Annotated in this window: 15 protein-coding genes; all 15 read left to right on the forward strand. The window is 37.6% G+C overall.

The genetic code is table 11. The annotated features are described in order from the left end of the window. Positions 1-203 precede the first annotated feature (203 nt). The 15 genes from BTO11_RS07080 (at position 204) to BTO11_RS07150 (ending at position 18,638) form a co-directional block, all read left to right on the forward strand. Positions 204-980: a hypothetical protein gene (locus BTO11_RS07080; protein ID WP_105051946.1), complete on the forward strand. Its 777-nt coding sequence runs from the start codon at positions 204-206 to the stop codon at positions 978-980. Further along, the gene (locus BTO11_RS07085) at positions 973-3,435 is read left to right on the forward strand and encodes a DEAD/DEAH box helicase family protein (protein ID WP_105051947.1); all 2,463 of its coding nucleotides are present in this window, start codon (positions 973-975) and stop codon (positions 3,433-3,435) included. Before BTO11_RS07080 ends, BTO11_RS07085 begins: the two co-directional genes overlap by 8 nt. 705 nt (positions 3,436-4,140) lie before the next feature. Continuing rightward, positions 4,141-4,599, forward strand: coding sequence for a division/cell wall cluster transcriptional repressor MraZ (gene mraZ, locus BTO11_RS07090; RefSeq protein ID WP_105051948.1), 459 nt, complete (start codon positions 4,141-4,143; stop codon positions 4,597-4,599). A gap of 74 nt (positions 4,600-4,673) precedes the next feature. Then, positions 4,674-5,609 (forward strand): 16S rRNA (cytosine(1402)-N(4))-methyltransferase RsmH, encoded by a 936-nt coding sequence (rsmH, locus tag BTO11_RS07095; protein ID WP_105051949.1) that lies wholly within the window; start codon positions 4,674-4,676, stop codon positions 5,607-5,609. Beyond that, entirely contained in the window at positions 5,609-5,926 is a 318-nt protein-coding gene (gene ftsL, locus BTO11_RS07100) for a cell division protein FtsL (protein WP_105051950.1), read from the forward strand. Before rsmH ends, ftsL begins: the two co-directional genes overlap by 1 nt. Positions 5,927-6,048: 122 nt before the next feature. Further along, positions 6,049-7,770, forward strand: coding sequence for a penicillin-binding transpeptidase domain-containing protein (locus BTO11_RS07105; protein WP_105053687.1), 1,722 nt, complete (start codon positions 6,049-6,051; stop codon positions 7,768-7,770). Further along, a complete protein-coding gene (locus BTO11_RS07110; protein WP_181135864.1) occupies positions 7,763-9,265 on the forward strand; it encodes a UDP-N-acetylmuramoyl-L-alanyl-D-glutamate--2,6-diaminopimelate ligase in 1,503 nt (500 codons plus the stop codon). Before BTO11_RS07105 ends, BTO11_RS07110 begins: the two co-directional genes overlap by 8 nt. Further along, positions 9,262-10,743 carry a UDP-N-acetylmuramoyl-tripeptide--D-alanyl-D-alanine ligase gene (locus tag BTO11_RS07115; protein ID WP_105051952.1) on the forward strand — a complete coding sequence of 494 codons (1,482 nt, stop codon included), beginning with the start codon at positions 9,262-9,264 and terminating at the stop codon, positions 10,741-10,743. Before BTO11_RS07110 ends, BTO11_RS07115 begins: the two co-directional genes overlap by 4 nt. Before the next feature lie 19 nt (positions 10,744-10,762). After that, complete coding sequence (gene mraY / locus BTO11_RS07120; RefSeq protein ID WP_105051953.1) at positions 10,763-11,845, forward strand: phospho-N-acetylmuramoyl-pentapeptide-transferase; 1,083 nt, start codon at positions 10,763-10,765, stop codon at positions 11,843-11,845. A 22-nt stretch (positions 11,846-11,867) separates the two neighbouring features. Beyond that, on the forward strand, positions 11,868-13,262 hold the full coding sequence (gene murD, locus BTO11_RS07125; protein WP_105051954.1) for a UDP-N-acetylmuramoyl-L-alanine--D-glutamate ligase: 1,395 nt from the start codon (positions 11,868-11,870) through the stop codon (positions 13,260-13,262). Then, complete coding sequence (gene ftsW, locus BTO11_RS07130) at positions 13,259-14,437, forward strand: cell division protein FtsW (RefSeq protein ID WP_105051955.1); 1,179 nt, start codon at positions 13,259-13,261, stop codon at positions 14,435-14,437. The genes murD and ftsW overlap by 4 nt, the downstream gene beginning before the upstream one ends. Beyond that, positions 14,430-15,551: an undecaprenyldiphospho-muramoylpentapeptide beta-N-acetylglucosaminyltransferase gene (murG, locus tag BTO11_RS07135; RefSeq protein WP_105051956.1), complete on the forward strand. Its 1,122-nt coding sequence runs from the start codon at positions 14,430-14,432 to the stop codon at positions 15,549-15,551. Before ftsW ends, murG begins: the two co-directional genes overlap by 8 nt. A 29-nt stretch (positions 15,552-15,580) precedes the next feature. Then, on the forward strand, positions 15,581-16,993 hold the full coding sequence (murC, locus tag BTO11_RS07140; RefSeq protein WP_105053688.1) for a UDP-N-acetylmuramate--L-alanine ligase: 1,413 nt from the start codon (positions 15,581-15,583) through the stop codon (positions 16,991-16,993). Next, the gene (locus tag BTO11_RS07145; protein WP_105051957.1) at positions 16,990-17,913 is read left to right on the forward strand and encodes a D-alanine--D-alanine ligase; all 924 of its coding nucleotides are present in this window, start codon (positions 16,990-16,992) and stop codon (positions 17,911-17,913) included. The genes murC and BTO11_RS07145 overlap by 4 nt, the downstream gene beginning before the upstream one ends. Beyond that, positions 17,913-18,638: a cell division protein FtsQ/DivIB gene (locus BTO11_RS07150; RefSeq protein WP_105051958.1), complete on the forward strand. Its 726-nt coding sequence runs from the start codon at positions 17,913-17,915 to the stop codon at positions 18,636-18,638. Before BTO11_RS07145 ends, BTO11_RS07150 begins: the two co-directional genes overlap by 1 nt. The last annotated feature ends 38 nt before the right edge of the window (positions 18,639-18,676 follow it).

Genomic DNA, 18,676 nt, shown 5'->3' on the forward strand with positions numbered 1-18,676 from the left:
GGCTGTCACCGTTATTGGAAGTCAACGAGTTCTGTACAAAAATTGACATATCTGTTTGTGCAATTTAGAGTGGATGTTCACGTTATTAAAATCCTCCTAGCCGCGGCTTTTTAAACAATTTCATATTTTAATTTCTTAATGTTAAATCATTGGGGGAGTAGTAACAGCTTTGAAGTAAAGCGTGTTTCGATAAGGATATATCAATGATTCCAGAAGTTAAGCATATATCACCTGAGCTAGAGTTATACGTTTATAATCTTAAGGTTTTATGTGCTGATACAGTTGAACTAATAAACGCAAATCTTGTAGAAATATGTGAGGGTGATAGTGATACTGTGCTTGATCAAGCAAAGTTAACCTTTTTAGATTTTTTACATAACAAAGATGACACTACAAAAATAGGTGCAATTGCTGAATTCTTTATTCATTTGTTTTTAAGAGAATCTGGTTATAAACAAGAATTTTTATTTTATAACCTTGAAGAAAGATCAATCAAAAAAGGCTTTGATGGCTACTTTTCCAATGACGGTTTACAGTTCATTGTAGAGAGTAAATCAGGTTTTGAATCGACTAATGGCATTTCTCATAAAGCAAAAATAAGAGAAGCATATCGAGATATTTCATCGACAATAAGCGGTAAAAGTAAAAAAAGTGCAACAGGAAAAAATAATCCTTGGCGAAATGCATATAATCACGCTAGTCACGCTGATGTAGGTACTACAAAAAGTATTCGCAAAAACTTAAAAAGATTATCTGATTTGTTTGATCAGGGTACTTATCAAGATATAGAGAATTTTAATGTAATTCCTTGTTCAACTATTTTCCTAGATGATGATTGGTCAGAGCATTTTTCATCTTCAATCCTAGCTGAAAATGATGCTTTTTTTATTAAGTTTAAAGCAAAAACAGTAAAAGTAATTTGTATTACTAACCACACTATTTCTACTTTTATAAATTACTTGGAGGGAAGTTATGAGTAACCTCCAAACACTCACTTGGCTTAAAGATGACGATAAACTTACTGAAGTGATTAGAAAATTATCATTAGGTATTGAGTTAAATGAAGATGAGGCAGTTTATTGTTTAGCTGTTGCAATATTTTTTATCAAGACTTATCAGTCTGAAAAGCGAAGAGGATCTTATTTAGAGTTCGGATATTTTCTAGTATTGAGTTATAGCATACTCATGGAAGACTTTGAGCCTTTATATGATTTAGCAACTAATCTTGGTTTTTACCCAATAACCAAGAATCTAATTAATCATGAGCTTGTTGATACCTCAACTTTTAATCGTCACTTTATTGGTAAAAAATTAGAAAATTTTTCACACAATGAAATAACTGAAACTTTGGAGCAACAGGTCAACCGAGCGGATATTTTAGCTACAGATGCTATAGATTGTTGCTATGTAGCACCAACGTCTTTTGGTAAAAGTTCACTTATGGTTGATTTAATTCAAGAACTGAAACTGCCTAAAATTGCAATAATAGTACCTACTAAGTCACTGTTAACCCAAACCTATCGGTTAATTAATGAAAGCTTTAAACAGCGTAAAGTGATCTTTCACGATGAAATGTACAATGATGAAAACGATTTTATCGCGGTTTTTACTCAAGAAAGAGCATTGAGGTTAATGAAAAGTGAATCAGACTTAGCTTTTGATGCTCTTTTAATCGATGAAGCCCACAACTTATTTGAAAAAGATACTAGAAGCATACTACTAAGTCGGCTAATTAGAAGAAATAGAAAAAGAGCGCCAAAATCTCGAATATTCTATTTTTCCCCTCTTATTAATGATGTTGATAATTTAAGGTTTGAAGAGCAGCAATATATAGATGGAAAGAAGATTCACTTCAATATTAAAGAAGCCAAACTATTTGAATATAAATTAAATAATCAAAGCTACATTTATAACAGGTTTCTTGATAAGCAGTTTGAAATCGGTGAAAACACTGACTTCATGCGGTATATATTTGCCGAAAGTAAACAAAATAACTTCCTTTATTTAAGGGCACCAAGAAAAGTAGAAAGGTTTGCTAGTCGGTTATCCCAAGGTCTCCCTTATAAAGAAAACGAGATACTAAAAGAGCTTGCTGTAGTTATTGCTCGAAATGTTCATGAAGACTTTTACTGTGTCGAACTCGTTAAAAAAGGGATTTTATATATTCATGGGAAATTACCTGATTTAATTAAAGAATATTTAGAATATAAGTTTCGACAAATACCTGAATTGAAATACTTGGTGGCAAACTCAGTTATTCTTGAAGGTGTTAATCTGCCCATTGATAACTTATATATTTTAAATACTTATGGCTTAGATACTAAGAAGCTAATTAATCTTATCGGTCGAGTAAATCGATTGAATGAGATTTTTAGTGGCTCAGTTTCTAACATGAAAAAACTTGAACCAACAATCCACTTTATTAATTCGGAAGAGTTTAACCGCAAAGACAGCAACATGTTTAATAAGATAAAAATGTTAAAATCTAATGCTTTTAAGGATGCAATTCGAAACCCTACTTTACTTGAATTTGATATATCTAAATTTGATGAAGATATTGAGCGTTCAAAAGATACAGTAGATAAAATTGAAGCAATAAATAAGAAAAATGCTGTTGTTGCAATTCAAGAGCGAGAAAACTTTTTAATTTCAGAACCAGATGATGAGTTTGATAAGCTAAAAGCATCCTTTATTGAAGCTGGCCTTCATTTTACATATTACGATGCTGATTCTATATCAGATGAATTATATAACAGAGTCTTGCAATATAAATCTAATATTGAATGGATGCTGTTAGATCCAATAGAGAAAGTTTATAGCGTATTTATTCAAGGGTTTGAAGAAGAGTTTAGGGACAAAGTTTTAGTCAGGCTACAAAATATAAAGGCTCGTAATTATTATCGTATGTTTGTTAAAAACATACATGCCTTAACTTTAAAAGAACATATTAATTTAACCGTCAAATATTTTTACAGCAATGCGGAAGAGACTAAGAATAATATATTTTACATTGGTGAATCTTATGGAGAATTAGCTAAAGATGGCACGTCATTTGGCGCTACAACTTATATAGATTTAGCTTCTAAATCACATAAGGAGTTAGTCAACTTAGCTTTAGTTAAGCTAAAAATGGAAAGTGATTTTGTATCTTATAAGTTGAATGAATTCGTTTCGTTATTAAAAGAGTTTGATGCAATATCTGAAGATGATTACAACGTATTCATATATGGAACAGCAAAGAAAAGAAATACTGACTTAACTAAACTTGGATTAAGTGGCGCATTAATTAAAAAATTAGAATCTGACAAGCAGCTTGATAATATTGAAGTTGATTTATATGGGCACGTTAATGCCAATGATGAATTTAAAGAGTACTTATCTCTCCAAGATGATCTGACTCAGTTTGAAATTAATAAATATCTTCCATTAGCTTAGCTGTGTTTCATATTTTGCTCTCAACTCAAAGCCAGCGGAAGCTGGTTTTATCTTTAGCTCTTGCTCTGCTTTTATCCTCCATCACAAAATCACTTCATTAATATTATTTTTTATAAAATTCGAAGCAGGGATGCTGAGAAAGGGCTGGTTATCAGGGACGATTTTCAGCCCTTTTTTTTGTAAACAAAAATAACTATTTAATGAAGTATTAGATTTTGTTTGGAAGCGGGCTTTTTCGCCTACCTTTTTTGGCTGTTGAAAAAAGGTATGGTCGCCGAGGGGCGAAACCTGATAGTTCAGAAAATATCTATTAAAGATGATTACGAAGATATTAATATATAAAACGAATTATCTTTTAAAATAAAAGCTAAGCCTGCACCTTTTTGCTGTTACAAAACCCCCACCTGCCTCAAAGGCCTCCACCACGAATAAAACAACAACTCCCACAAAACTCCACAATAGCCAATGATTTAGCTAAAACCCTTTATTTATTGCCTCATATTAAGATTTTGTAAATGACCTCTAATACTCACGAAGCTTGACAATATTCACTACTGAAGCTTAAACTGTAGTTTGGTGGGAAATTGTGGGGATAAATGGTTCCTATGAAATCTAATACAAATTTGGTTTAAATAATAACCAAACAAGATTCAGATTGTTATCAGGCTGTAGTTAGGTTCTGTAACAAGATAATGGAGTGAATAAATGTTTCGCGGTGCAAACCCTCTTTCTTTAGATAGTAAAGGCCGGTTGTCGATACCTACTCGACACCGAGACTCGTTGCTGTCTGAATCTGAAGGGAAAATGATTTGTACAGTGGATCTTCACCAACCATGCCTGTTGCTTTACCCATTAGTTGAATGGGAAGAAATTGAATATAAGTTACGTCAACTTTCGTCTATGAACCCTCATGAAAGAAGAGTTCAGCGTGTTTTGTTAGGGAATGCGCATGAAGTTGATATGGATAAAAGCGGTCGTATTTTATTACCTACCGCGTTAAGACAGCATGCAGGTTTAGATAAGCCTATTATGTTAGTAGGGCAATTGAACAAATTTGAAATTTGGTCTGACAGTAAATGGCATCAGCAAATGTTGGACGATATTGAAACTGAGCTTGAAGGCGACTTTGAGTTAACGGATAGTTTAAAAGACTTTTCGCTTTAATTTAGTTTTACCCTGATTGATAGATGATCAGATTAATAAATAAACCGATTCATAGATAAATAAATGGCAGGGCAATGACAGAAGCACACGTTTCAGTTTTACTAAAAGAATCAATTGATGCTTTGGCAATTAAGCCAAATGGTATTTATGTCGATTGTACATTCGGTCGTGGCGGTCATTCGGGTGAGATTTTAAAACAACTTAATAGCGATGGCCGTTTATACGCTATAGACCGTGATCCAACGGCGATAGAAGCGGCAAAAAAATTCGCAGACAATGAGAGCTTTCATATCGATCATTGTCCGTTTTCCCAGCTACAAGCTATTATTGAAAAACATGATTTAATTGGCAAGGTAGACGGTATTTTAATGGACTTAGGTGTGTCTTCACCTCAGCTAGATGAAGCGGATAGAGGGTTTAGTTTTATGAAACCAGGCCCTTTAGATATGCGTATGGATAATACCAATGGTATTACTGCTGCGGCTTGGTTAGCTAAAGCGGAAGAAGACGACATTGCATTTGCCTTAAAAACGTATGGTGAAGAAAAGTTTGCTAAACGTGTTGCCAGAAAAATAGTAGAGACACGTAAAGAGTCTCCTTTGGTTACAACAACTGACTTAGCGACGTTAGTGGCGGGTTGTGTACCAAAAAGCAAAGCAGAAAAGAAACATCCTGCAACGCGTACATTCCAAGGTATTCGTATTTATATTAATAGTGAATTGGTAGAAATTGAAGCCGCACTTGACGCGTCATTGAATGTATTAAAAGCCGGTGGCAGATTGTCTGTGATCAGTTTCCATTCTCTTGAAGACCGTATTGTAAAACAGTTTATTCGTAAAGAAAGCCAAGGTAAGCAAGTACCAAGAGGTTTACCTATGACGGAAGCTGAGTTGAATGTTGGCATTAAACTTAAGCCTATTGGCAAAGCGTATAAACCAACAGAACAAGAAATTACTAATAATAGTCGAGCGCGCAGCTCTGTCCTTAGAGTCGCTGAAAGACTAGCCTAATGAAAAATATAATCGATAGCGAATTAGCAAAACTGATCTTTAAGGACTTAAGTAAGTATAAACTTACGCTTGGGTTCTTATTGCTTAATGTTATTTTTGCTATCACTGTCGTTCATTGGGCACAACTGAATAGACAAATGGTGATCCAACAGGACGTATTGTTGCAACAACGCGATGATATCGACCTACGCTGGCGTCACTTGTTGTTAGAACAACGATCTTTGGCGGAACATAGTCGAGTGGAAAGCATTGCTCGTAATCGCCTTGGAATGAAACGTCCAACGACGGATGAAGAAGTAGTGGTGACTTTACCGTGAAAGATTGGCTAAATAAATCCTCAAAGTCTAATAAAAAACAAGCACAAAGCCGACGCTCTGCTAATGCAAAGTCGCTCGGAAATAAGTCGCTTGGTAATAAATCAAACAAACAAGCCAAACAAATCGCTAAGCCCGGTTTTAACCGTTGGCGCTTTCAATTTGTGATTGTCTCTTTAGTTTTAGTATTTGGTGTTGTGGTATTTAGAGCTGCATTTTTACAAATCATTCAGCCAGACCGCTTACTTGTAGAAGGTGATAATCGCACCATTCGTATTAAAGAAGGCACAATTCAACGTGGCATGATCACCGACCGAAATGGCGAAGAGCTGGCGGTTAGTGTGCCAGTACAAACTATTTGGGCCGACCCTCAGCAAGTACTTGAGTATCCAGAATTTGAAACTGACGTTAGATGGGAAGCACTGGCGAAAGTATTAGATATGCAAGAGCATGAGTTATTAGCGCGTATCACCAACAATGCAAAAAAACGTTTTATTTATCTTAAACGTAAAACCAATCCAGTGGTTGCCGACTATGTGGAACAGCTGCGTATTCCTGGTGTTCGTTTAAGAGAAGAGTCAAAACGTTATTATCCCGCTGGCGAAATTACCGCACATATTGTTGGCTTTACCAACATAGACGGTGAAGGTATTGAAGGGGTAGAACTACGCCACAATGATTGGATGATAGGCACGCCAAGTAAACGTAAAATAATTAAAGACGCCAAAGGTCGAGAAATCGAAGTTTTGGAAGAAGAGAAAGGTTCAAAACCGCAAAATGTAGTGTTAACCATAGATCAAAGAATTCAATCTGCGGTATATCAAGAGCTTAAAAAAGCGGTGCAAACTTACGAAGCAACATCAGGCTCAGCCATTGTTGTTGATGTAAAAACGGCGGAAGTTTTAGCTATGGTAAATAGCCCGTCATTTAACCCTAATAATCGTAACAATGTACCACTGCGCAGTATTCGTAATCGTGCTATTACCGACACGTTTGAACCTGGCTCAACAATGAAGCCTTTAGCGGTTATTAATGCGTTAGATTATGGTTCTTACGGCACATTAGATTTAGTCGACACTTCACCGGGTTATATGCGACTTGGCGGTAGCCGAGTATCGGACCCGAGAAATCGTGGCCAAATTAGTTTGGCTGACGTACTTAAATACTCTTCAAATATGGGGTCGAGTAAGTTGGCGTTGTCTACACCAAAAGAGTCGTTTTTAGGCATGTTCTATCGTATGGGCTTAGTCGATTACAGCGGTATAGATTTAATTGGTGAGAGTACCGGAATATTTAATGAACGCAGACGTTGGTCTGACATTGAAGTGGCTACTTTATCTTATGGTTACGGAATTTCAGTCACCGCTGCTCAATTGGTGAAAATGTACACCACGATTGGTGCAGGTGGTGTAAGCAAGCCATTATCAATTATTAAAACAGAATTGAAAAAGCCAGAAGAACAAGTGATCAGTAAAGAGATTGCTAATGACGTACTTGCCATGATGGAAAGTGTGGTGAGTGTTGACGGTTCAGGCAAGCGTGCAATTGTAAAAGGTTACCGCGTTGCAGGTAAAACAGGTACAAGTATAAAAGCGGTTGGCGGCGGTTATGGAAATGACTACGTCAACGTGTTTGCTGGCGTAGGTCCAGTATCAAATCCAGAAATAGCAATAGTGGTGGTGATTAATGAACCGAAAGGGGATTATTATTATGGTGGCGAAACCGCAGCCCCAACCTTTGCGAAAATAATGAGACAGACATTGAGAACATTGAACGTTGCGCCCGATGCATTAGGGGAATCTAAAATTCAGTTGGCTGATGTAAAAAGGGAGAGCTCTGGTGACTAATTGGCGAGATATAGAACAGCAATTAAAAAAGGCTCAAGTTGTACTTGAGCCTTCTGCACGTTTAATACCTGATAGTAGACAGGTGACTAAAGGCGATATATTTATCGCCACAAAAGGCTTTGACCAAGACGGTGCTAGTTATATTAACAAAGCTTTAGAGCTAGGCGCCGTGGCGATTTTAGTGTCGGATGCGTGTGATGAACACTTGTATAGTAAGTTTAATAATGTGGTATTAGTAACAGATTTAGAGAAAAAAATAGCCCACATTGCCAAAGAGTTTTACATCAAAGATCAGTCGGTCTCTATGCCTGTTATTGCCGTAACTGGCACCAATGGCAAAACGTCTATTAGTCATCTTTTAGCGCAATTAAGCCAAATTTGTTTACAGCAAGAGTCTGCAGTTATTGGCACTATTGGAACTGGGTCGATAAACGACTTACAACCAAGCAGTAATACTACGCCAGGCGTTACAGAAATATACCGTTTGATCAGTGAGTTTTTAGTGAAAAATTACGGCTCACTAACAATGGAAGTTTCTTCTCACGCTCTAGAACAAGGGCGCATTGAAGGACTAGATTTAGACGTTGCCATATTTACCAATTTAACGTTAGACCATCTTGATTACCACGGAACGATGGAAGCGTATTTTGAAGCCAAAGCAAAACTGTTTAATGAATACCAACCTAAATGTGCCGTGATAAATGTAGATGACAAATATGGTCGTCGTCTTGCTGATATGGTTGCTAACCAAACTCGTGTGATTGCTTATGGGCAATCAGACAACGTTAAAGCTTATTCTGATTATGTTTATATTCGTGGTTTTGAGTGTCATACACATGGCTTATCAATCGACATAGAATGGCAAGTTATTGGTGCTAAAGAAGAGTGTTTTTTACAATTACCAATTTATGGTGAGTTTAATTGTTTAAATTTAGCTGCGGTGTTTGCCACTGCGTTAACGTTAAATTGGCCAATTGTTGCTGGCCATTTTAGTCAATTAAAACCAGTTCCGGGACGTTTAGAATTATTTGTTAAACCTAATCTACCTGTTGCTGTTGTTGATTACGCGCATACACCAGATGCCCTTGAACAGTCTTTGTTAGCAGTAAGAAAACATTTATCAGGTGAGTTGTACGTTATCTTTGGTTGTGGTGGTGAGCGTGACGTAAGTAAACGTCCAATTATGGGGCAGCTTGCGCAAAAGCATGCTGACCATGTGATCATCACCAATGATAATCCAAGAACTGAAAACGAAGATAAGATCATCACCGACATTGAAGCCGGCATGACCGGCTCAAACTACCAAATAATTAAAAGCCGAAAAGAAGCGATTGAACTTGCGTTACAAAACGCAACAGCAAGTGATGCAATTCTGATTGCTGGTAAAGGTCATGAAACCTATCAAGTTATTGGCACCGAAAGTATTGCTTACAATGAACGTGATTATGTTGAAAAGTTGATGGCTACCTTAACCAATCATGGCGGCATGATATGATAAATGTCCCGTTAAAATGGATTAAAGACACGTTATCGTTAACCGATGAACAAGTGGTTAATCTGCCTAGTGATACAAGCTCAGACCAATACGCTGAATTAATAGAGCAAAAGGTCGTGGCTTTCTCAACGGACAGCCGAACGATTAAAGCAGGGCATGTATTTATTGGATTACGTGGACCTAATTTTGACAGTAATTCGTTTATTGAAGATGTAAAAAACAAAGGCGCTATTGCGGTTATTGTTGATACACCTAGCCCCGTTGATATTCCGCAATTTATTGTAAAAGATACATTGCTTGCTTATGGCAAATTAGCTGCAAAAGTTGCAGCGACAGTGAATGCCAAAACCATTGCGATTACTGGCAGTGTGGGTAAAACCTCAGTGAAAGAAATGTGTGCGGCTATTTTACTGCCTAAAGGCAATGTATTAGCGACTAACGGTAACTTCAATAATGAAATTGGTGTACCTCATACATTAATGCGTTTAGAGCCGAGTCATGAATATGCGGTTATCGAATTAGGCGCAAATCATATTGGTGAAATCGCTTACACCACAGAGTTAGCTCAGCCAGATGTAGCGATTTTGAATAATGTTGCTGAGGCGCATTTGGAAGGTTTTGGCGATATCCAAGGTGTGGTTCGCGCTAAAGGTGAGATTTTTAATGGTTTAACCAAAGACGGGATTGCCATTGTAAATGGTGACTCTGAATATAAAGAATATTGGTTAACTCGCCTTAATACTAAATTTAACGGTAATGCTGAACACGTAATTCAATTTGGCTTAAGTTCTGAATTGGATAAGGTCGCGCCAAGTGTTACTGCTGCAAATATCAATTTGAACAAACTGGGCTGCGCCACTTTTACCTTGCATCTTGCTCCTAGTGAAGTCCTTGGTGATAAGTCTGCGCAAAGCATAGACATTGAATTGGCGATCCCAGGTAAACACAATGTGACCAATGCATTAGCTGCCGCCGCAGCCTGTTATTCAGTTGGCGCAACGTTACAAGAAATTAAGACTGGCTTGTTAAACATGGCCAGTGTGAAAGGTCGTGTGGATATACATCAAATCTCAGATAGTGTGTTAATCATTGATGATACTTACAATGCCAATGTGCAGTCGGTTAAAGCGGCCATCGACTTAGTGTCGAGCTATCAAGGCAAAAACATACTTGTACTAGGTGATATGGCGGAGCTGGGAACAGACGCTAAACGTTATCATCGAGATGTAGGTGAGTACGCACTAATAAAAAATATAGACATGTTGATGTCAATTGGTGAGTTAAGCCAAAGTGCATCTTCTGCAATGGATAAGCAAGGGGAACATTTTACCTCTCAAGCTGGTGTAATAACAAAACTAAACCAGTTAATAAAAGACGCTGACAGCGCAATATCAATATTAGTTAAGGGTTCCAGAAGTGCCAAGATGGAACAGATTGTTGAACAGATAATCGCTGATAATAATTTAAGTAGTTACTAAAAATAATAAAGGTAAAATTATGCTAGTTTGGTTAGCGGAATATTTAACTCAGTTTCATTCTGGGTTTAATGTGTTTTCATATTTAACATTTAGAGCCATTCTAAGTGTTCTTACAGCTATGGTGTTATCGCTTTATTATGGTCCAAAATTAATACGTAAATTACAGCGTATGCAGATTGGACAAACAATTCGAGATGATGGTCCAGAAAGTCACTTAAGTAAGTCGGGTACGCCAACCATGGGCGGTCTTCTTATTTTAGGCTCAATTGTTGTGAGTACTTTATTGTGGGCAGATCTTTCTAATCAATATGTTTGGGTTGTCTTAGCTGTTGTGCTTGGTTACGGAATTGTTGGTTTTGTTGATGATTATCGTAAAGTTATTCGCAAAGATAGTAATGGACTTATTGCTCGTTGGAAATATTTTTGGTTGTCAGCAATTGCTATTGTTGTTGCTGTATTTTTATATATGAATGCTGAACACCCAGTAGAAACATCGCTAGTGGTTCCGTTCTTTAAAGATGTAATGCCGCAACTTGGCCTTTTATATTTATTAGTGGTGTACTTCACGCTTGTGGGTACCAGTAATGCTGTGAACTTAACAGACGGCTTAGATGGCCTAGCTATTGTGCCAACTATCATGGTGGCTGCCGCGTTAGCGTTAATTGCGTATTTAACCAGTAACGTTAATTTCTCTGAATATTTACATATTCCTTATATTCCAAAAGCCGATGAACTTACTGTTGTATGTACTGCAATTTTTGGTGCTGGACTAGGCTTTTTATGGTTTAACACTTACCCAGCACAAGTATTTATGGGCGATGTAGGCTCATTAGCTTTAGGCGGAGCCTTAGGCATTATTGCCGTATTAGTTCGTCAAGAGCTTGTATTATTTATTATGGGCGGCGTATTTGTAATGGAAACCATGTCGGTTATTTTACAAGTTGGATCGTTTAAATTACGTGGTGAACGTATCTTTAAAATGGCACCAATTCATCATCACTATGAATTAAGTGGTTGGCCTGAACCTAGAGTAATTGTACGATTCTGGATCGTTTCTTTGGTCTTAGTGTTAATCGGTTTAGCAACGCTTAAACTTCGCTAATTTCTAAAAAATAGAGAACATTATGTCTGACATATTGAACAATAAATTTATTCAAGAATTACAACGTAGCAAAGTGGCTATTGTTGGTATTGGCATGTCTGGCATGTCAGTTCTTAGATTTATGTTGGATAAAGGCATAGTACCCAAGGTTTTTGATTCTCGCTTAGTGCCGCCTATTGCAGAAAAAGATCAACAATTTATTAACCAGGTTGAACGTCAATTTGGCGAATTTAAAGCTGATGAGTTTATCGACTTTGATTACGTTATTGTCAGTCCAGGTATTAGTTTAAAAGAACCAGCTTTAGCCAATGCACAGCGTTATAACGAAAATGTATTTTGTGATGTTGAGTTATTTGCTCGTATTAATACCAAACCTGTTATTGCGGTAACGGGCTCCAATGGTAAATCTACTGTTGTCGCTTGGCTTGAAGACTTTTTAGGTCGCATGGGTAAAAACGCAGTTGCTTGCGGTAACTTTGGTGTGCCGGTTTTAGATGTGATTGAATATGCTTATAACGGTGAGCCTGTTGATATTTTCATTATGGAATTATCCAGTTTTCAGTTGGAATCAACCCACAGCTTAATATGTGAAGCGGCAACCGTACTTAACGTTACGCCAGATCATATGGATAGATATGAGTCATTTTCTGAATATGGCCGAGCCAAACTTCGGATATATAATCACTCAAAATTATGTCTGTATAACAATGATGACTTTGAAACTAAACCATTATTGAATTGTAATAATGTGCATGCATTTGGTACAGAAGCTCAGTCTCGTGCAGAAAGTTATTGGTACTTCAATAAAGAAACAGAAGAGATTGTATTAAACAATCAAGTCATTGGTAATTTAGGCCAGTTGTCATTATCTGGTTCTCATAATGGATTAAATGCAATTGTGGTATTGGCATTAGCTAATGCGTTAGGCGTTGATCCGGTTAAAGAATTTCATAATCTTAGTCATTTCACTGGCTTACCACATCGTTGTAAATTCATAGCAGATGCTAATGGCATCTTGTTTGTTGATGACTCTAAAGCCACCAATGTTGCATCGACACAAGCTGCAATAAATGGCTTAGCAAAACAATCAGAGAAAAATATTGTATTGATAGCCGGAGGTGACGCCAAAGGTGCCGACCTATCTGAGCTAAGAGACGATATTAATAAGCATGTTAAAAAAGTCATTGCCTTTGGCAAAGACAAAATCCAATTTACTGAGTTTTTAAAACCTGAACAATTGGTACTCGTAAATTCTATGGCTGAAGCTGTTGAGCAGTCGATTAAATTAGTGCAGCAAGGTGACATCGTTTTATTATCACCAGCGTGTGCAAGTATTGATATGTATAAAAACTATCAACACCGTGGTATCGACTTTAAAGAAAATGTATTGGCTGCAATCAGCGGGTTAACTCAATGAGTAAAATCGGCTTTGGTTTAGTTAGCTTAACTAAACGCAGCAGAATAAAAGAACAAGAGCCGGTTTTTTATGACCGAGGTTTGTTGTTTTTAGTATTGGCTTTAATCGCATTTGGTTGGGTTATGGTGACCTCGGCGTCTTTGCCAGTATCGGAAAAGTTATATAACAATGAGTATTACATCTCTATTAAACATGCCGTGTTTATTATTGTTGCGTTAGTGTCTATGGCAATCGTTTTATTCTTTAGAATGGAATGGTGGCAGCGGTTTAACATGGAGTTGCTGTTTGTTGCAATTGTGCTTTTGGTGGCGGTACTCATTGTTGGTTCAACGGTAAATGGTAGTCGTAGATGGTTGCCATTAGGTATATTTAATTTACAAGCGGCGGAAGTGGCTAAGTTGTTTTTCTTTAGCTTTTTGGCTGGGTACTTGGTACGTCAGCATGAACAGCTAAGAGAGAATGTAATTGGCTTTGCCAAACCACTCGCTGTGTTTATGATTTTGGCTATCTTGTTATTGATGCAACCAGATTTAGGAACGGTAATTGTGATGTTTGTTACAACCGTTGCTTTGTTGTTTTTGGCTGGCGCAAAGATTTGGCAGTTTATTGCCTTAATCGCCAGTGGTTTATTGGCAATATCGAGCCTGATAATTTTAGAACCTTATCGCATGCGACGTGTTGTATCTTTTGTTGATCCTTGGGCTGACCCATTTGGTAGCGGATATCAGTTAACACAATCATTGATGGCTTATGGCCGTGGTGGTTGGTCTGGCTTAGGACTTGGTAATAGTATTCAAAAATTAGATTATTTACCTGAATCCCATACCGACTTTATTGCCGCTGTTATTGCAGAAGAAATTGGCTTTGTAGGCTTATCTATTTTGATATTTGCTCTTGGTTGGTTGGTATATAAGATTTTAAATATTGGGCGATTGGCAATGGAAAAGTCGCAGCACTACAATGGTTTCTTTGCTTATGCAATTGGTATTTGGATTGCGTTTCAGGCATTTGTAAACATAGGCGCGAGTGCCGGTATGTTGCCAACAAAGGGCTTAACCTTACCTTTTATTTCATACGGTGGTAGTAGTTTAATCATATTCTCTGTGGCGATAGCCATTGTATTAAGAATTGATTTTGAAAGACGTGCACTTGAACGGTCGGAAGCAAATGAATAATAACAATACATCTAAATCAGCAGTGATCATGGCTGGCGGAACTGGCGGGCATATATTCCCAGGATTAGCGTTAGCTAAAGCCTTAACCGCCGAAGGTTGGAATGTTGAGTGGATTGGAACGGCAGATAGAATGGAAGCTGATATAGTTCCAAAATATAACGTACCTATTCATTATATTGAAGTTAAAGGTGTTCGTGGTAATGGCATTAAGCGTTTAGTTAAAGCGCCATTTATGTTGTTAAAAGCCTTTTTACAGGCAAGAAAAATATTTAAGCAATTAAAGCCTAACTTAGTGATAGGTTTTGGTGGTTATGCTTCAGGCCCTGGCGGAATTGCCGCATGGTCGTTAGGTTTACCTTTGATAGTGCATGAGCAAAATGCTGTTGCTGGGATGACGAATCGCTGGTTAGCAAAAATAGCAAAAAAGACACTGTTGGCGTTTCCAAACGCAAAAGCGTCGTTGCATGCAATTGACACTGAAGTCGTTGGTAACCCAGTTCGAGCTGATATTGCCGATTTGAACAAAATACCAAAACGTGAATTAACCGCGCAAGATGAAATTAGAATATTAGTGATAGGGGGAAGCTTAGGGGCGAGACCTTTAAACCAACAATTGCCTGAGGTATTTTATCAACTTCATCAGCAAGGTTTAAACATTAATATTCATCATCAAGTGGGTAAAGGTAATAAACAAAGTGTGACTGATGAATATGTTAAAGCGAAACAAGCTTCTGCATCAGAGTTGGTTGTCACCATTGACGAATTTATTGATGATATGCCATCTGTCTTGTCATGGGCTGATTTGGTAATATGCAGAGCTGGTGCATTAACGGTTTCTGAACTGGCAGCATCTGGCAATCTAGGGGTATTTATTCCGTTGCCTTATGCGGTAGATGATCATCAAACTGCCAATGCAAATTGGCTAGTAGCAGCTAATGCTGCGGTATTAATGCCGCAAAACGAAATTAAACAAAAGCTTGTGTCTACGTTAACTGAGTTGATTAATGATCCAATTAATATCAACAAAATGCAGAATAACGCCAAACAACAAGCAATATTAACCACAACCGACCGTATGGTTGAATTGTGCCAAGAAATGGAATTAAGTCATTGAGTATTCAAACTAACTTCGTAAATACAGCGATGCGCAGATTAAACACTATCCACTTTGTTGGGATTGGTGGCGCGGGTATGGGTGGTATTGCGGAAGTTTTATTAAATGAAGGTTATCAAGTCGCAGGTTCTGATATTAATGAGAACACAGTAACCAAACGACTTAGAAAACAAGGTGCCCTAGTGCACATTGGCCATAGTGAAGATAATTTAACTAACGTTAGTGTTGTTGTGGTATCAAGCGCAATTGATGAATCTAATATTGAAATTCAAACCGCGCGTAAACGCCGTATTCCAATTGTTCGCCGTGCAGAAATGTTGGCTGAGCTAATGCGTTTTCGTTTTGGTATTGCAATTTCTGGTACTCATGGCAAAACCACTACGACTAGCTTAATTGCTAGCATTTTTGGTGAAGCTAAAAAGGATCCAACTTTCATAATTGGTGGCCTGTTAAATAGCGCGGGTACAAATGCGCGTTTAGGCAAAAGCCATTATTTAATAGCTGAAGCGGATGAAAGTGACGCGTCGTTTTTACATTTACAACCTATGATCTCGGTTGTAACAAATATTGAAGCGGATCATATGGAAACATATGGTGGTGACTTCGAAAAAATGAAACAAACATATATCGAATTTTTACATAACCTACCATTTTATGGCCTTGCTGTTGTGTGCGGCGATGACGCTGTAGTACAAGAAATTTGTACTAACTTAGGCCGTAAAGTTGTGACTTATGGGTTTAATGAAGATAACGATTATGTGATCACTGATTTCAAACAAACAGGCACTTCTACGTCATTTGTTGTTACCTCAAATGGTAAAACGTTACCAGTAACGCTTAACTTACCCGGCGTGCATAACGCATTAAATGCGACCGCGGCTATTGCCGTTGCCCATGAAGAAGGCATTGATGATAGTTATATTATTACTGCGTTACAAAAATTTGAAGGCATAGGTCGTCGTTTTCAACAACATGGTGATTTTGAAACAGGTCGTGGTGTTGTTAAGTTAATGGATGATTATGGCCATCACCCAACAGAAGTGGCGGCAACTATTGCTGCGGTTCGTGCTGCTTGGCCAGAAAGACGAGTTGTCATGTGTTATCAACCACACAGATATAGCCGTACTAATGACTTATACGATGATTTTATCCGAGTACTATCTAAAGTTGATTGTTTATTATTGTTAGATGTTTACAGCGCTGGCGAAAAGCCAATTGTAGGTGCTGACAGCCGTAGCTTGGCTCAGTCTATCCGTGTGCGTAATCATATCGATCCTATTTTTGTCGCAACCCCTGCAGACTTACCACGTGAGTTAGCAAATGTGATCAATGATGGGGATATTATTATTACTCAAGGTGCGGGTAATATAAATTCTGTATTAAAAACATTAATTGCATGTGAAATGAAAGTTGAAAAATTAGCTGAGGTTACTGAGTTATGAGCTTAGATGTTAATGCCTTTGGGAAAGTTGCGGTTATGTTTGGCGGTGAGTCGGCAGAACGAACGGTTTCATTAAATTCAGGTGCGGCGGTATTAAATGCATTGGTTGCTCAGGGCATAGATGCACATAAATTTGATCCCAAAGACAGCCCACTGACTGACTTAACAAAACATAACTTTGATCGTGTGTTTATTGTTTTACACGGTCGTGGTGGCGAAGATGGTGCTTTGCAGGGCGCATTAAGTTATATGGGACTGCCGTTTACTGGCACTGGCGCTCAAGGTTCCGCTTTTGCTATGGATAAAGTCCGTAGTAAGTACTTATTTTTAGGCGCTAAATTACCAACGGCGCCATTTTGTGTTGTGAATAAAGGCGAAGATTTTGATTGCCAACAAATATTAAGTCAGTTATCTGGCAAAGTAATGGTTAAACCGGCCAATGAAGGTTCTAGTATTGGGATGGGGGAAGCGCATTCGGTTGAGCAGTTAGCATCAGCGATTAATAATGCGTTTAATTATGACTCTGAAGTATTAGTTGAACAGTGGGTGACGGGACGTGAAGTTACCGTGAGCATCTTAAATGGTGTGGCGTTACCTATTATTGAAATGCGTACATCACATGAATTCTATGATTACGACGCTAAGTACATCACAGGCGACACTGAATACTTATGTCCTGCGCCATTAGGGGCTGAGTTGACTAAAGAAGTTCAGGATGTCGCAGTAAAGGTATTTAACATCGTAGGAGGTTCTGGTTGGGGACGTGTGGACTTCATTATTGATGAAAATAATAAGTTGAATGTATTAGAAGTTAACACTGTACCGGGTATGACGGAAACATCGTTAGTACCAAAAGCGGCCGCTGCTAATAACATCGACTTTTCGAGTTTAGTGATAGATATTTTAAAGGGCACTCTTTAATGACAGAGAAACCAATGAAGAAATTGAAAAGTTCTAGCTTTTTAGGCGGAATTGTTTTCTTTTTTTTGGTTATCTTCTTGATTATATGGGGGTATAATACCCTGCTAAGTTGGGCTCAGAGCAAAAATGATTCACCAATTAATGCCGTGGTTGTTCATGGTGAATTTCGTTATTTAAAACGTGAAGAATTAGAACAAAAAATTGTACAAAAGTTAGACGGCAGTTTCTTTTCGTTAGATGTTGTTCGCTTACAGAATAAAATAGAAGAAAACCCTTGGGTTTACAGTGCTTCTATCCGTAAAGAGTGGCCTAGAAAGCTGCATATTTATGTTGTAGAGCAAGACGCTTTTGCTATTTGGAATAATGATTTACTTTTAAACAAATTTGGTGACGTGTTTTACGCTAATGATGTTAAAGTAGACGATACTCTAGCTCGTCTTTACGGGCCAGAGGGAAACGAAAAAGATGTATTAAAAGGTTATGTAGATATGGAATATCTATTGAAGCTACATAACTTTAAAATTAGCGAGTTAGTTTTATCAGAAAGATATGCTTGGCAGGTGTGGCTAAAGTCAGGCATTCATTTGAATTTAGGTCGTTCTGATAAAATGTCCAGGGTACAAAGATTTTTAGATTTACAACCTTTGCTGGTTGAATACGGAAACAAAAAGATAGCGCGTGTAGATTTACGCTATGACATAGGTTTAGCGGTGTCATGGCAATAAATATTATTATTACAACAAATAAGTGCGATAAGCGAAAA

Origin of the sequence: Psychrosphaera saromensis (assembly GCF_002954545.1) — a bacterium.
GTDB lineage: Bacteria > Pseudomonadota > Gammaproteobacteria > Enterobacterales > Alteromonadaceae > Psychrosphaera > Psychrosphaera saromensis.